12 protein-coding genes and 1 pseudogene are annotated in these 14,134 nt (G+C 57.8%); 6 read left to right on the top strand and 7 right to left on the bottom strand.

Going from position 1 to position 14,134, the window contains the following annotated elements; translation table 11 throughout:
- Nucleotides 1-157: 157 nt before the first annotated feature.
- The 7 genes from QCE88_RS38695 to QCE88_RS38725 form a co-directional block, all read right to left on the bottom strand.
- Nucleotides 158-835: a hypothetical protein gene (locus QCE88_RS38695; protein WP_309911146.1), complete on the bottom strand. Its 678-nt coding sequence runs from the start codon at nt 833-835 to the stop codon at nt 158-160.
- Nucleotides 836-934: 99 nt separating this feature from the next.
- Nucleotides 935-1,381: a hypothetical protein gene (locus QCE88_RS38700; RefSeq protein ID WP_309911147.1), complete on the bottom strand. Its 447-nt coding sequence runs from the start codon at nt 1,379-1,381 to the stop codon at nt 935-937.
- 520 nt (nt 1,382-1,901) lie between these two features.
- Nucleotides 1,902-2,300 (bottom strand): hypothetical protein, encoded by a 399-nt coding sequence (locus tag QCE88_RS38705; RefSeq protein ID WP_309911148.1) that lies wholly within the window; start codon nt 2,298-2,300, stop codon nt 1,902-1,904.
- A gap of 101 nt (nt 2,301-2,401) precedes the next feature.
- Nucleotides 2,402-2,863, bottom strand: a complete 462-nt coding sequence (locus QCE88_RS38710; protein WP_309911150.1) for a glycine zipper 2TM domain-containing protein — start codon at nt 2,861-2,863, stop codon at nt 2,402-2,404.
- Nucleotides 2,864-2,966: 103 nt separating this feature from the next.
- Nucleotides 2,967-3,101, bottom strand: coding sequence for a hypothetical protein (locus QCE88_RS38715; RefSeq protein WP_309911151.1), 135 nt, complete (start codon nt 3,099-3,101; stop codon nt 2,967-2,969).
- 156 nt (nt 3,102-3,257) lie between these two features.
- Complete coding sequence (locus QCE88_RS38720) at nt 3,258-3,455, bottom strand: hypothetical protein (RefSeq protein WP_309911152.1); 198 nt, start codon at nt 3,453-3,455, stop codon at nt 3,258-3,260.
- 1,402 nt (nt 3,456-4,857) lie between these two features.
- Nucleotides 4,858-5,811, bottom strand: a complete 954-nt coding sequence (locus QCE88_RS38725) for an IS5 family transposase (protein ID WP_309911153.1) — start codon at nt 5,809-5,811, stop codon at nt 4,858-4,860.
- 2,016 nt (nt 5,812-7,827) lie between these two features.
- Here QCE88_RS38725 and QCE88_RS38730 point away from each other — a divergent pair.
- The 6 genes and pseudogenes from QCE88_RS38730 (at nt 7,828) to QCE88_RS38755 (ending at nt 14,128) form a co-directional block, all read left to right on the top strand.
- Entirely contained in the window at nt 7,828-8,190 is a 363-nt protein-coding gene (locus tag QCE88_RS38730; protein ID WP_309911155.1) for a hypothetical protein, read from the top strand.
- A gap of 95 nt (nt 8,191-8,285) precedes the next feature.
- Nucleotides 8,286-9,032, top strand: a pseudogene (locus QCE88_RS38735) (chemotaxis protein CheB); the annotation flags it as partial.
- A 247-nt stretch (nt 9,033-9,279) separates the two neighbouring features.
- On the top strand, nt 9,280-10,734 hold the full coding sequence (locus QCE88_RS38740; protein ID WP_309911156.1) for a CheR family methyltransferase: 1,455 nt from the start codon (nt 9,280-9,282) through the stop codon (nt 10,732-10,734).
- A 539-nt stretch (nt 10,735-11,273) separates the two neighbouring features.
- Entirely contained in the window at nt 11,274-11,546 is a 273-nt protein-coding gene (locus QCE88_RS38745; protein WP_309911157.1) for a hypothetical protein, read from the top strand.
- Nucleotides 11,547-12,276: 730 nt separating this feature from the next.
- On the top strand, nt 12,277-12,639 hold the full coding sequence (locus QCE88_RS38750) for a HigA family addiction module antitoxin (RefSeq protein ID WP_309911159.1): 363 nt from the start codon (nt 12,277-12,279) through the stop codon (nt 12,637-12,639).
- Nucleotides 12,629-14,128 carry an ATPase domain-containing protein gene (locus QCE88_RS38755; RefSeq protein ID WP_309911160.1) on the top strand — a complete coding sequence of 500 codons (1,500 nt, stop codon included), beginning with the start codon at nt 12,629-12,631 and terminating at the stop codon, nt 14,126-14,128. Before QCE88_RS38750 ends, QCE88_RS38755 begins: the two co-directional genes overlap by 11 nt.
- Nucleotides 14,129-14,134: the final 6 nt, after the last annotated feature.

Raw genomic sequence — 14,134 nt, forward strand, 5'->3', positions numbered from 1 at the left:
CTTCAGATACGCCTCCGGCAAGGGTACGGATCGAGCACGCCCTTCGCTTACAGCAGATCGTCGATCTCCACCGTGGTTGGCTCGTTTCGGGCCAGGCCCATCAGCATGACCAGCAACGCGGCGTTCTGCGAAGTGATCGCCTGCTTCGAATGACGCATCACGCTCGCGAGCGCCGCGAACTTGGGAAGCGGCAGCGCACCGCGCAGTTCAGCACAACAAGCAGCGGCTTCGCCCATTGCAGGTCCGAGTCGAACTTCGACATTGAGGTGTAGTCATCGATGACCGCCTGCGGAACCGGCTTTCCTGCGGCAAGAGCATAGGCGACATGGACTTCATGCCGACCGTTGCGCTGACCGCCGCCGCCTTCGACGACCGGGCCCGCGCAGCGAAATCCTAAGCGGCGTTCCGATTCAAGCCGCAGGTGCTCGAAGAGATCCAGACCGCGGTGGCCGGACTTACCCGCCTCCTCGTTGGCGTGCGCGACCTGGTCGGATGAAAACAAATACAGCGGCTCCCGAGCCAGATCGAAGGCGAGATACAGCAGTTGCCAATGTTCGCGGCAAATTTGCCACGGCTCCAGTGCGACGAACGACGGTCTGAAGTACGCCCCGTCGATTTCGTCGATCAGCGAAAGGAAGATGCTGGTCGCGGTGCCGGGCCGGCGCACGGTCAATGTGCCACTGAAACGGGTGACCGGAACGGGATGGCCGAAAAAAGCAAGCGATATGTCAGCTGCATTGAGGCCGGCGATAAGCGTGTTGTTCCGAAAGAGGCTCAACACATCGAGCATCGTGCGAAAGGACTGGGAAAATCCGGTGAAGGAAAGCTGATACATGATCGATTGCCTCAATCAAAAGCCGGGCAATCGATCCCTGTCGGGTCGATGCCCGGTAGGGTTGGGTCGCGCCAAATCGCGCGAGGAACGAGAACGGCTTTACGCGGCGTCCAGCACCCGCGCAATCACACGCGCGAGCGTCCACGCGTGGTCGCTGGCGAAGACCTTCGCGCGTAGCAGCGGCATCACCGCATAGGTCCGCTCGATCGCGTCAACGAGCGGTCGACGGGTAATCCAGTCGACGTGGATGATCCACCCTTCCGAATTGCCGGTGCACACCGACACAGAGATCCGGTCGTAGGCGAACGACTCCGGCCACGGTCTGCTGTGGCGAGCGCCGTGTGCGGCTTCGTCGGCGTCATCGACCATGTTGGCCGGACAAAGCCACTCAGGCTCCAGTTCGGTTTGGTACAAAACACGGCTCAGGTCTGCGAACACCTGATTCACCGTTTTCCCTTCGGTGTCCAGCCGTGCGAGCGCTTTGACATCGACTACGCCCGCGGCGCTGACGCCCATCGGCAGTGCGGCGGTGATCGGTTGAGGCATGGAGGGGCTCCTGAAATGCAAAGCGCGCCCGTAGGCGCGCGAAAACGATGGACGAAAAAAAACCGCACCCCGGAGGATGCGGCTTACGTGTTGTGACTCAGCTCGCGCTGCGTCGAATCATTTGCCCCACTCACGTTCGTGATCCCGCTTTCGTCCGTTGTGGTTGGTCCACAGGAAGAAGGCAGAAATGACGACCGAAAAGCCGAAAACAACGAGACCAGTTGTCATATCAATCTTCCTTCATGCAAAGAAAACCTACGTACCATAGTAACACCGCCCCGCCTGCCTGGAGTGCGATGGACCCGAAGAGACCCCAACTGAACGACTGCGCAGCATGTACGGTCGCCGCTGCGCTCACAATCGCCGCGGCAGACAACGTATGTACATTCGGAGCCAGCCATCGCTTCCATCAAAGCAGTGAGGCGAGGAGGAAGAAAAAGCTCACCGGTCTTCGTGTCGACCGATGCGCGTTCCACGATCGTCAAACCGCAGGTGTATTCGACCTTGACCTTCGCCAGTTTCATCGACGACCTGGGCATTTCAGGTCGATGCCGCCAGCGAGACGCAGCCCTTCAAGCATTGCCTGATAGCCACCTCGGGATTCAAGCTGCTGCAGGGAGACGTGGTTCTCACCCCCACCGGTTAGGTCGGAGCGGCCACGCCGCGTCCTGAAACACAGCGCGACGCCTGAGCCACATCGCCGCTCGACCACATCGACGAAAAGCGTTTCGGTGCGAAGCGACACCCGAACCGCAGAACTGCCACGGCGTGAATCGTTGACGATTTCGTGCGAACTGCCGGCGAGCCGCAAGTCATGAGCGACACGTCGAAGAACGCGCGTTGCATGACGCTCAAGGGCCGCCTTCGCGCCTGAATTGGCGCTACTGCGGTCCGCGTAGAACACTCGGGGAAATTTCATGATTGCCTCGGATAAGACGAGGCAGGTCCCATGCGGGGAGCCTGCCCCGCATGGGATTTGCGCGGTTCACACCGCGCACTGAAGGATGTTGTACAACGAGATCAGTGGGTGATCCGGTAGCCGGACCCGCTGTAGACGAGAAAGACTTGCTGACCCGGCGCGAACTGCTGATCGTCGACCTGCGTCACGACCACGGTTTGCCCATTAGAGCGGCGAAGGAAGACTTCGACACCGCTGTGCCGCGACATCACCGAACTGACACGCTGCGCGATCAGCCCGGAGGCCGAGCCGGACAGCGCGCCGGCGATATATCGGCCGCGACCATTACCGATGACCTGCGAGCCGAGAAACGCGCCCGCTGCCGCGCTCACGATCGAAGTGATGCCCGACGTATCGGACGGATTCTCGATCGTGATCGGACGTACGCGCAGGATGGTTGCCTGCTCGTACTGACCGATGCGCTGCACGTCATAGCGCTGATACGTGTTCGGCGAACGGAAGTCGGCTGTCGCACAGCCCGTAAGAGCTGAGAGGAGGACGACGGCGAAAAGAAACTTGAGCATGGATTACCCTCGACAGATGAAAGCGGGGCAATCCGTCCCGAGGGCTGGCTTGCCCCATAGGGAATTGAGAAAACGAACAACGAGAAACTGGGAGCGACGTGCGTCAGTGCGAGACCGAAGCGATCGCAGCCGAGAGGAACACGACGCCGACGAGAAACGACAGCATCTTCCAGGCTTCAGCGTCCTGCCTGGCGTACCAGGCGAGACTGCTGAAAGCATGTTTGAGCAGTGGGAACATAAGCGACTCCTGAATCAGAGAGGGAGCCGCCCCTGAAGGGAAGCTCCAGGCATCGGAAAAGACGAAACGGCGTCCAGCAAACTGCGCCGGACGCGTCATTTAAGGGGAGCTACGAGGTGGTGCGGTTGAGGTGATGTAGTCTGACGTGACCGCTGCTCACGAGATGCCGCTCGGCTTGATGATTGAGCGGATAGTCCCAGGTCCGACCGCGGTACCGTCGCTCCACACCGAATTGATTCGACCGGTGTAGAACTGCGGCGGGCTGGCCTCGACGTCCTGACCAACGACACGCTGATTCGCCGTGAAACCGTTGTTGCTGGAAACTTTGACGACAGGTGCGAGATTGCGAGACATAGACAGCTCCGAGAAAAAGGGAGCCGTCTCCCATAGGGATTGGCTCCCAACGGGACGAAAAAAAGGCGACCAACACGTGGTCGCCAGAAGATAGCCATCAACGACGGCTGGAGAGAAGAATGAACCTCCAGCACGCTGGAGGGGTACGTCGATGCGCTGAAGGCGCGGGGAATGACGTTAGTCTACTGATCCAGCGCGGCGCTGAACGCAGGAAAGCTCGCGATTTCGCTATGCCTCTTCTCATTGATCGGCTTCGTTCGAGCAACAACGACGCGATCAGCATTCGCAGCCGCAAAAAAAGCGCCGGATCCATGCGGAAGCGGCGCTTAAAGTTCGTCTTGTATCCGAGGGCCGTGACGAACCTGAGAGAGATTTTATTCTAATTATCGGCGGCTCATCCTACTGCCGAAGAGCGAGGGTAAATTCGCTCTCATTGGTCCTTTGCGCCCATCAGGTGATTCGCTATGATTCGCCGGGGTAAGTTAGGTGTGATACCAGGACCCCTTTGGAGCATTCCAGGGGGTCTTTCTTTTTAGCCGAGTGCTCTCGCACCTGCTTGCACGGCCAGTTCGCCGCCTTGACTTCGGGCTGCAACTGCGAAGATGACTCATCCTCTTCGATTCCTCTTCGCCATGCCTCAAACCATCGATCTGTCCTCGTTGCGCGCGCCGCGCATCATCATCAACGTGTCTGCGTTCACGCGAGAGAGGTCGCAGTTACGCCGGAGGTCGCCGCGGTGCTGGCATCGGATGCTGTCGTCGCGATTGGTGTGAGTGGGGGCAAAGACAGCGTCGCTTGTGCGTTGGCCGTCCCGCGTCATCTCGATGCGATCGGCCACGCGGGCCTGCGGGTCACTCGTGCATTCCGATCTCGGTCGCATCGAATGGAAAGACAGCGGTCCGGCGTGCGAACGCCTTGCGGCGCAATTCGGATGGGAACTGCTTACAGTGCGGCGACAAGCAGGCGACATGCTCACCAGACGGGAAAGCGCTGGGCCAGCAATGTCGAGCAAAACCGCGACTTGTCTTGCGTGCGATCGATTTTGCCTTGGAGCACGCCGGCTCTGAGGTTCTGCATATCTTACGGTGACCCCGCGAGAGTAAGCGTCCGCGCTGCACGCTGGCACACGGGGACTTGAAGGTTCGAATAATTGCGAGGAACTGAAAACGGTCAACAACTTTGATTCAAGGCGATTGGACGGCGCGATTTGTTAAGGAAGCTCTGCACAACACGTTTTAGAGGACCTGCGTCCAATACAGACGATGGCAAGACGCGAACAGATGCCGGGGCTGACGTTTTGTCGCGACATGTCGGCCTGCCAATGTCGGTGAGAGAATCGCTAGGGCGCACGGCTTGTCAAATGGAGCGAGAGCGGGAGCCCACTTCGTTGTGCGCGGCGTCTCTACGCTTTGTGCAGCGCCTTGCGCATCATCCATAAATTGCCCAGCGCAAGTAACGTGGTGATCTGAGCGGTGTTCTTCGCCAATCCCCGGTATCGCGTCTTCATGTAGCCAAACTGGCGCTTCAGGATTCGGAAAGGATGCTCGACCTTCGCACGAATGCCAGCTTTAAGTCGTTCGATTTTGTCGTATATTGCATCGACACGATTCTTCAGGTTCAGCTGTCTTCGTTTGCTGGGTCGCATCGCAACATGCCATCGAGCCGAGTCTGTTTGCTGCCGTTTTTCGATGCCCTGATATCCCGCATCAGCGTAAACATCTGTTTCTTCGCCGTGCAACAACGATGGTGCTGCATTGATGTCGTGTACGTTAGCCGCCGTGCCGATGACCGTGTGGACCAGGCCTGACTCCGCGTCCACGCCGACGTGCGCTTTCATGCCGAAGTACCAGTTGCGGCCTTTCTGGGTCGATTGCATCTCCGGGTCGCGTGAACCTGAGCCGTTCTTTGTCGAGCTAGGCGCTGCAATCAACGTGGCGTCGACCGCCGAACCCGCCTCGAGCATCAATCCCCTCTCGCTCAATACCTCGTTGATCACCGCGAGGATCTTCGCGGCGATACCATGCGTTTCAAGCAGATGTCGGAATCGCAAGATGGTCGTTTCGTCTGGGAGACGGGCCATCGCATCATCGAGGCCTGCGCACTCGCGATACAGCGGGATATCGTAGAGTGCTTCTTCCATCGCCGGATCCGACAGACCGAACCACTGCTGCATGAAGTGAATCTGCAACATCGTAGCAACCGGAAATGGCGGACGCCCAGTCTTCCCCTTTGGATAATCCGGCTCGATCAACGCAATCAGCCTTGACCAAGGCACGACGCGTCTCATCTCGTCGAGGAAGTCGCGTTTGCGCGTGCGCTTGGTTGACAGGTTCAAGCCGAGATGAAGTTGCGTCATCGTGAGGTTCCAAGGCCGTTTCCTTATGCGATAGTACTACTTAGAGTTTTGACTCGCACGGGCTTTTGCAGAGGTTCCTTAACAGCTGTTACGCGGCCAGCATGGCGCTGCAACGCAGGTCCTAGTCACGTCCGCAGGTCTCAACGCGGCCACAAAGCTGGGGCGGGGTCTCCATCCAACGCGGATCTCAAAGGTCTCGTCCGCCCACGCTCAATGGCCGGTTTTCGGCGACCAGATCGCAATTGGCATTGCCTCTACGCGGCCAGTTCCGGTCATTCACTGTAGAGGAGCAAAGACGCTCGAGCGGCTCGCCGACGCCGAAAGCGGCCGTCTGAGCCTGCCGCGCGCTTCCTTTCTCTTCGTGCGGACGTCGATCAGCTGCGTGATGACTAGCGTAAGGATGCTCGACGCGCAAATCGCGGTTCCAAACGCCTGCAGCGCGGTCCAGGTATCTTGCTGATGCCAAAGGTGGTTAGCACGGGTTTCGGAAGGACCTTGGTGGACAATATCTGCGGGGGTTCACGAGTGACAATGACAGCCCGAAGCGGCCGCGAAGGTCAGCGTCAAGTCCAGCATCTTTGTCGGAACGTCGGAACATGACCCTGATTGCCATGAATACCTGCCGGCTTCGGGCACCTCAGGGTTTGATCGCGCCCGGTCAATGGCGCGCACGCCGCTTCCATCCTGCATAGACCGACGCAGCCAGTTGCGATTTTCACCAATGGAAACGACCGGACGGCGGCGAACTACAAGAAGCTGAAACACGTGACGATGCGGGTACGGCAACTGGCGAGCGGTCGAAAGGAACCCGATCGAACAGTCGATTGCAGCGGACCGCCGAGTCGCGGAGGTAGGCTAGGCTGGCGGGCTAGGGGAGCGAAAGAAAGCATCAATCAGTGCGGTTTTAAGACGGCCTAGGGCCCTTTTGGTGGCGCTTTAGGCCCATCAAGGACCGCACCAAGAAAAGTTCGTCCGCCAGAATATCATCCATTCGCAAGAGCTCCGTTGCGACGATCAGTTCGCCGAGTCGGCTCCGCGACTGTTCTTCAGTCATCACGGAGTTTTCGATTTGTGCGTGCAGGAGCTGGATGGCGATGAGAATTTCATTCCGTGTCATAGGCCACCCCCGGGGAAGCGCCCAGTTTGTTGTCTCCTTTGCCTCCCTAGCATGCCAAATGCCGATACCGTCGAACTTCGTTTTCGCGGCGCTAAATTATTTCCTATCTGACGGCGATTGATTTACCGGAAACGGCGACGCCTTCACCGGCTTTTCTAAAACCCGCTTTGCACGCTTTAGCGCCATCAAGCTTTCATGGTATGCGAACAGCAATCTACGTGACGCCGAAGGGTCAATTCCAAGTTTTGTCTGCTTCACGAGCCGATCGGTCTCCCGTGCGATCTGCTTCTCGCATTGATTGATAGCTCTTTCAACGGCACTGAGGTCAGGAAAGTCGGTTCTCATCGTCCAGCCACCTCCTCACCGGCTTTTAGCACGAAAAATGCCAAGAAGCCGTCTGAGTCCGATCTCGTCGCTGCATGATGCATAGAATGAGAACTGACTTGGACGCGCGATTGGGCAATACCCGCTTTTTGAACGGGCGCAGCCCGACTCCAGGCTCAGTGCCGGCAGAGCTAAGGGACCAACATACGTTCATCTGGTCTGGGCTTCCAGTGATCCCGGTCGTCGACGATCGCCGCATGTCGGCTGCCGTCGTCTGCTTCAAAGCACAGCTTCCATGCCGCCCAAGGCTGCGTACCAAGTTGCGGCTTGCAGGCGAGACGAAAACGTCTCCTTGGGATTCGGTCGATCGCGGACCTCCGGCATGGCAGGAACGGTCGCTGGGGTGTAGCGAACAAGAACTGGTCGAGCAAGGACAGTGTAATGCAACGACGTTGACGCACATTCTCGTCGGTAACGCGGTCCAGCCATAATGGCTTAGTCGTCAGTCCGGCCATCAACCGACTTTGTAGCGCCAAATCGACGCTTGATAGAGACGGTGGCCCTGCCAGTGCCTTATGGCACGCGCGTTGCTGCTCCAGCGTAAAAAACTTCAGGACGCGAGGGTGAAAGCGACAATTTGGGGACATAGTCAACTGCCAGAAGGACATGAGGAAGTCCATCGCTTCGCTTTCGAACTACACGACGGGAGTGCAGTTCCGCCTGTTCGGGAAACCGTTTCTTTACGTACTGCGCGGGTTGTCGTCGCACATCTACGAGATGGCAACGCATTGATCCAGATGTTCCGCGCTATCGTCAGCGGCGAGCCGGCAGACTATGATCAATTGGTCGGACAAACCTTTGAGGATGATTTCATCGAAAATGGTCCCAGTGACCGGGTAGATGACGCCCAGGAGTGGCAGAACGCCGATCGCCTCTAGCACAAAAGAACTCGCCGCATTGGGCAGCAAGCGGCAAAAGAATTGTTCGACAAGGAAGTCGTCTGGACAGTCGAGCGACTTTACGGGAGGGGACCATGGCCGACTCGCGGTTCTTCGAGGGAGGGGCAGACGGTGTACCGATTGTCGCTATTGGATCGTCGGCGGGCGGTATTACCGCCTTGCAGAAACTCTTCGAAGGGCTTCCGCCCTCGTTGACTCTCGCTCTGGTGGTGCTGCAGCATTTGCCGGCCGGACAGTCCAGCAGCCTTGCGCATCTGATCGCCAGGTGGACACGCTTGCCTGTTCTCCCTGCCGCTGACGGGATCCGGCCGGAGGCCGGCTGCGTCTACATTCCGTCCCCAGATCACATTCTGACGCTTGAGGACAACATATTTCGCACGAGACCAGCGGAAGGTGGCGGCCGGCGTCCCGGCCTTGACACGATCGACTCATTTTTCGAAAGTCTTGCGCAGCGCGAGACGCCGCATCCGGTCGTGGTCATTCTCTCCGGAACAGGCATGGACGGTACCGCCGGCGCGGCGCGCATCAGGCAGGCAGGTGGCGTGGTCATCGTTCAAGACCCGCTCACGGCGCTGCACCATGGCATGCCTAACGCGGTGATACGACGCGGCATTCACAATCATGTTCTTCCTGTTGCAGCCATTGGTCAACAAATCGTGGCGTGTACGCGCCCCGACTATGTTCGCCCCGAACCATCTGCTAGCTCTATAAATGATACGTCCGAAACGCTCGAGCGAATTATCGGCCTCGTTCGCCAGCGCGTCGGGTTCGACTTGGGCGGATACAAGCCCGCGCCGTTGCTTTGGCGTATCCAGCAGCGCATGGAGGCTCGACAGGTCTGGTCCTTCGATGACTATGCACTGTTGATTGAAGATGATCCGGTCGAGTTGGAATCACTGGTGCGCGAGATTCCGATACACGTCACAGAGTTTTTTCGCGATGGTGATGCCTGGCCAATCCTGCGTGACGAGGTGCTCGGACCACTCGTGTCCAGATTCGATAACCAACGAACATTGCGTATAATGGACCCCGGCATGTTCGACGGGACAGGAGGCATACTCTGTCGCGATGCTTCTCGACGAGCTCGCCCACGAACGGGAGAAGCCATTTCAATTTCAAGTCTTCGCGACCGACGCCGCGCCCGAGCTTGTCGCAAAAGCGAGTCGTGGTCTGTTCCCCACCCGGTCATTGGCCGGTGTCACGGAGGCGCGTCAGAGCCGGTATTTCTACAGAGTAGACGGTGCGCTTCGCATCAAACGTTTCCTGCGCGAAAAACTTGTATTTGCTCCGCAGGATCTGATCTCGGACCCACCTTTTTCAGGTCTTGACCTTGTCACCTGCCGCAACCTCCTCATTTATCTCGAACCAGAGACGGTCGCAGAATTACTTCGTGTCCTGCACGGAGCGTTAAGGGAAGGGGGGGTCCTCTTTCTCGGCAAGAGCGAGACACACCCGCTCAAGGTCCAGGGCTTCACGGCTGTCTCTGCCAAGTGGAACATATACAGGAAGGTCGGCCCGATGGAAGAAGGGCGACAGCGAATGTCCGTGCGCAGACCGGTGCCGGATCAGGCAGTGCTGTCTTCTTCTGCGCTGCGCCTCGCATACGAGCAGTTCGACATTCCGTCGGTGCTCAAAGACGATCAATGCAGGGTCCTGCGCATATACGGTAACGCCGGAGGCCTTCTGCGGTTGCCAGCGGGCGAGCCCTCCCTCGACCTGACCGATCTCGTGCCACGAGCATGGGCCGCACCCTTGCGGCACGCCATCCAGCAGGTACTGACAGAACACGAGGCAAGAGTTTTGAGCAATCTACAGGCCGATTTCCTGGGGGACGTACGCGTAGGCATACGACTCACACCGCTCCAAACGTCAACAGACGCCTCATGGGACCGCATACTCGCAGCGTTCATACGGCAAGACCATGCTGTTGATGCAACTGATGCAAGCGGATCCTCCGTCCTGCACGATGATCTCAGTGTCGGCGCGACTGTCGATTGGGAGAACGAAGCCCGCATCTCGCGCGAAGAGGTGGACGCGTCGCACGAAGAACTGCTTGCGCTCAATGAAGAGCTGAAGGCATCGAATGAGGAGCTTGGTCGCAGCAACCAAGACCTCAACCAGTCAAACGTCTCGCTGCAGAGAAATATCGCCCAGCTCGCCATGCAAAACCACGTGCTGCTGTCAGGGGCCGTGATGTCCATGTTTCTCGATACGGACTTGAGGCTTCGGTGGTTCACGCCTTCGATGCGGAACGTGTTTCCGCTCAGGCCTACCGATACCGGTCGTCGGATCGACGATCTCGTCCCGGTATTCGACGACCCGCGTTTCTATGCTGACATTCACCTCGTACTCGAGGCAAGCGAGCCACGCGAAGCGGCAATAAGCGACGACAGCGGCCGATGCTTTCTTCGAAAGGTGTTTCCCTATCTTTCGGAGACAGGCGCGGTAATCGGTGTAGCGATCACTTTTGCAGACGTAACCGAGCGCGAACACGAAGACGGTTCATCTTTTCGCCGCCGATGATGTCGCTGTTAGATGGCTGCACGCAACTGTCCGGGTACTACAGCAAAAGAGTTATGGTTTGATAGTGAAGCCGCGATTTTGGCTCGAAACCATCGGCCGTGAGGGCAGGCATTTCTCCGGCATCAGCGGCATTGAAAGGTGGTCAACCGAGAAGCGACACGGAAGTCCTTTGGGTCGACGGCCGGCCGAGTCGCGTGCCGCCGATCGCCGTCAGGAAGGGGGCGGCCGTCATCGGACTTTGGGCCGTTCCAGCGCACGGGCACGCAGACGACGGGTGTCCCTCGACAATCAGTCGCCCAACCGCCATCCATGCGTGGCTGTTTCGCGACCAGTATATCTCCCGTCTTCTGGCCGGCTCCAGCACGCAAAACGTCACTTACAGGAGCAGCACCCGCCGGGTACGAGAGCGAGATGACGTAACGAAGAGAAGCGGTCACTGCGTTATGAGTGACGCCCGTGCCGTCGGAGTTCCTACTATGTGCAGTAAACCGACCCCTTTCGGACACGCTGTTCAATTTAGCTAAGTCGTACACTGGAGTATGAACCGAAACGAAATTCTCATCGCCGCTCAAAGTCTCAATCTGCAATTCTCGGAAGCATCGGTTTCCAATAGTCAGACAGGCCATCAATTAACCGGGTTGATGGTGGCGATGGAATCGCTAGGAGTGGATGACCGGCTAAGAAACGACTTTCTCGTCGTGGAATCCCTTATTGTCTTGAAACGCTATCAACAGGCATTAGATCGCTTCCGCCGCGCGCTGTTAGATGCCTATTTTCGTCCGCCTCCGCCGGCCCCGTTTTCGATGAAGTGACGGACGATAACCGGGCCTTCTCAGGCGTTGTCATCACACGCCTGCTTATTATCTACAGCGGTAATATGCGGCGTTGGTGATTTGAGTCGCGCCGCTTGTTCTAGCGAAGTGGGTAATATCAGCCGCTGAACGACGGCAATGCACCCGCCTAGTTATATGCGCACGGTGGCAGAACCGGCTCGCATGCATACAATTGGGCGCATTCCCAGTGTTACTTATGACAAACCGGCCGGGCTGACGACGTTAGCCTCCGGGGCACGCGGCGAGCCGAATTCTCCTTGTCGGCCAAAGGCCACTTGAGCGGCCGCTCCTCCCGCGGAAGCCGCCGTATATTGCGCGTGACGTCTAGTCCATTACCGCCGTAGGCCGAGCCCCGTTTGAATATATGCCTGCTTACGGCCTTCGCTTTCTCTGCGCGACAGAGCAGACCTTCCTCCGGACGGCGGCGATGGATAGCACTTCATTGCTCACTTAAATAGGGATCGGACTACTAACGATGTGGGTGCCAATTCCAAGTACGACACTCTCTGCACCATCCCGTGCGTGAATGCGGCGACGCTGCTGAGCATGTGACCAAAAAACGCTTTTTGACAATAAGCAATGCTCGCGCGAACAAGTAGCCCGCTTTAATTTCTGAACCAAACTGCGTAGCACGGCTTGGATCAGCCGTGCGTCCGCAGCGACGGGGACGTGCTATGCTGACCAATGTGTCACGCAGGAGGTTACACCCATGTCTGAATCAGTACCCTTGGAGGTAGCGCATTACCTTCGCGAAGCCCGACATCCGGGCGGCGTTCTGAAGGAATTTGTGCTGTCGTATCTGGATCTCTCGGTTAGCCAGGCGGCTCGAGATCTGGGTGTGTCTCGTCAAACCTTACATCGGATCTTCGACGCGAGCGCAAGCGTTACACCAGAAATGGCGGTGAGGCTTGAAGCGTTATGCGGAATCTCGGCCATGTTTTGGCTCGAACTGCAGTGTGCGTACGAGTTAGGCAACGCCCGCTCATCGCTGGCGCAATTGTTACCCCATATTCCTCAATACCGTCTCCCGAATAAAGTGATGAAGAAGCTCGGAGCAACCGATGGACGCTAACACCCTCGATTCTACCTACGCAGAAACCGGGGTGCCCGGCTTGGATGACATCCTTGCCGGTGGCCTAAGCAGGGGCAACGTGTTTTTGCTTGAAGGAAGCCCTGGCACCGGCAAGACGACGATAGCGCTTCGTTTCCTGATGGCTGGCGCAGAATTGGGCGAACCCTGCCTGTACATTACCTTGTCAGAAACGACTTCCGAACTGCGACGGAGCTCACTCTCACATGGGTGGACGCTCGCAGACGAGATAAGCATTTTTGAAGTTAGCCCATCGGAGAACCTGCTGGACCCGGAACAACAACAGACGCTCCTTTATTCGTCCGACCTGGAATTAGGTGAGACGACGCGCGCCATCCTTGAAGAGTTCGAGCGGATTCGGCCCATGCGAGTCGTGATCGACAGCCTCTCGGAGATTCGTCTGCTTGCGCAGAGTTCGTTGCGCTATCGTAGACAGATCCTTGCGTTTAAGCATTATTTTGCAGGTCGCGATGCGACCGTCTTGCTGCTAGACGATATGACATCCGAAGCTGCCGACAAAACGGTGCATAGCGTGGCTCATGGTGTCATCAAGTTGGAGGAACTATCGCCACAATACGGTGCGGAGAGGCGACGTCTTAGGGTGCTCAAGTACCGAGGACAGAAGTTTCGGGGTGGCTACCATGACTTCGCGATCAAGAAGGGGGGTGTAGCAGTCTACCCACGATTGGTGTCTGGTGAACATCGCACCAGCTTCGAGCGAACTCAGATGACAAGCGATGTCGCGGAGTTGGATGCCCTGCTAGGTGGGGGGGTGGAGCAGGGCTCCAGTACACTCATTCTCGGACCTGCTGGGACCGGGAAAAGCTTGTTCGCCATCCAATTCGTTGCGGCCGCTGTGCGGCGGGGCGAAAAGGCGGCGATGTTCGTTTTTGACGAGGAGCTCGGGCTACTGTTTGATCGGGTCCGCACTCTGGGAATCGATCTTCAGGCCATGAAAGAGTCGGGCAAGCTGCATATCGAACAGTTGGATGCTGCTGAATTGTCACCCGGCGAATTTGCTCACCGAGTGCGGGCCAGCGTCGACGAGATGCAAGCAAAAACGGTCGTCATCGATAGTCTGAACGGCTACCAGGCGGCCATGCCTGAGGAGAATGCGCTCGTACTGCATATACATGAACTCCTCCAATATCTTAACCGGCAGGGCGCCAACACGTTCTTGACAGTCGCGCAACATGGCCTCGTTGGGGATATGAAAGCGCCGGTAGACGTCACTTACCTGGCGGACACCGTGATCCTTCTTCGCTATTTCGAGGCGCTAGGTCGCGTCCGCCGTGCAGTATCCGTGATCAAGAAACGCACGGGCGCACATGAAGAGTCGATCCGCGAGTTTCGTATCAGTTCCAAAGGGCTGACGCTAGGGGGCCCACTAAACGAGTTCCAGGGTGTATTGCGTGGAGTACCGACTTTTGTAGGAAATTCCGCGCCGCTTCTCACGCCGAAACAGGACTAGCCGTCG

It is taken from the genome of Caballeronia sp. LZ035 (genome assembly GCF_031451175.1).
Classification (GTDB): domain Bacteria; phylum Pseudomonadota; class Gammaproteobacteria; order Burkholderiales; family Burkholderiaceae; genus Caballeronia.

Coding starts and splice junctions, on each gene's coding strand:
- QCE88_RS38695 (WP_309911146.1), bottom strand. CDS start 835: ATGTATCAGCTTTCCTTCACCGGATTTTCCCAGTCCTTTCGCACGATG.
- QCE88_RS38700 (WP_309911147.1), bottom strand. CDS start 1,381: ATGCCTCAACCGATCACCGCCGCACTGCCGATGGGCGTCAGCGCCGCG.
- QCE88_RS38705 (WP_309911148.1), bottom strand. CDS start 2,300: ATGAAATTTCCCCGAGTGTTCTACGCGGACCGCAGTAGCGCCAATTCA.
- QCE88_RS38710 (WP_309911150.1), bottom strand. CDS start 2,863: ATGCTCAAGTTTCTTTTCGCCGTCGTCCTCCTCTCAGCTCTTACGGGC.
- QCE88_RS38715 (WP_309911151.1), bottom strand. CDS start 3,101: ATGTTCCCACTGCTCAAACATGCTTTCAGCAGTCTCGCCTGGTACGCC.
- QCE88_RS38720 (WP_309911152.1), bottom strand. CDS start 3,455: ATGTCTCGCAATCTCGCACCTGTCGTCAAAGTTTCCAGCAACAACGGT.
- QCE88_RS38725 (WP_309911153.1), bottom strand. CDS start 5,811: ATGACGCAACTTCATCTCGGCTTGAACCTGTCAACCAAGCGCACGCGC.
- QCE88_RS38730 (WP_309911155.1), top strand. CDS start 7,828: ATGGCACGCGCGTTGCTGCTCCAGCGTAAAAAACTTCAGGACGCGAGG.
- QCE88_RS38740 (WP_309911156.1), top strand. CDS start 9,280: ATGCTTCTCGACGAGCTCGCCCACGAACGGGAGAAGCCATTTCAATTT.
- QCE88_RS38745 (WP_309911157.1), top strand. CDS start 11,274: ATGAACCGAAACGAAATTCTCATCGCCGCTCAAAGTCTCAATCTGCAA.
- QCE88_RS38750 (WP_309911159.1), top strand. CDS start 12,277: ATGTCTGAATCAGTACCCTTGGAGGTAGCGCATTACCTTCGCGAAGCC.
- QCE88_RS38755 (WP_309911160.1), top strand. CDS start 12,629: ATGGACGCTAACACCCTCGATTCTACCTACGCAGAAACCGGGGTGCCC.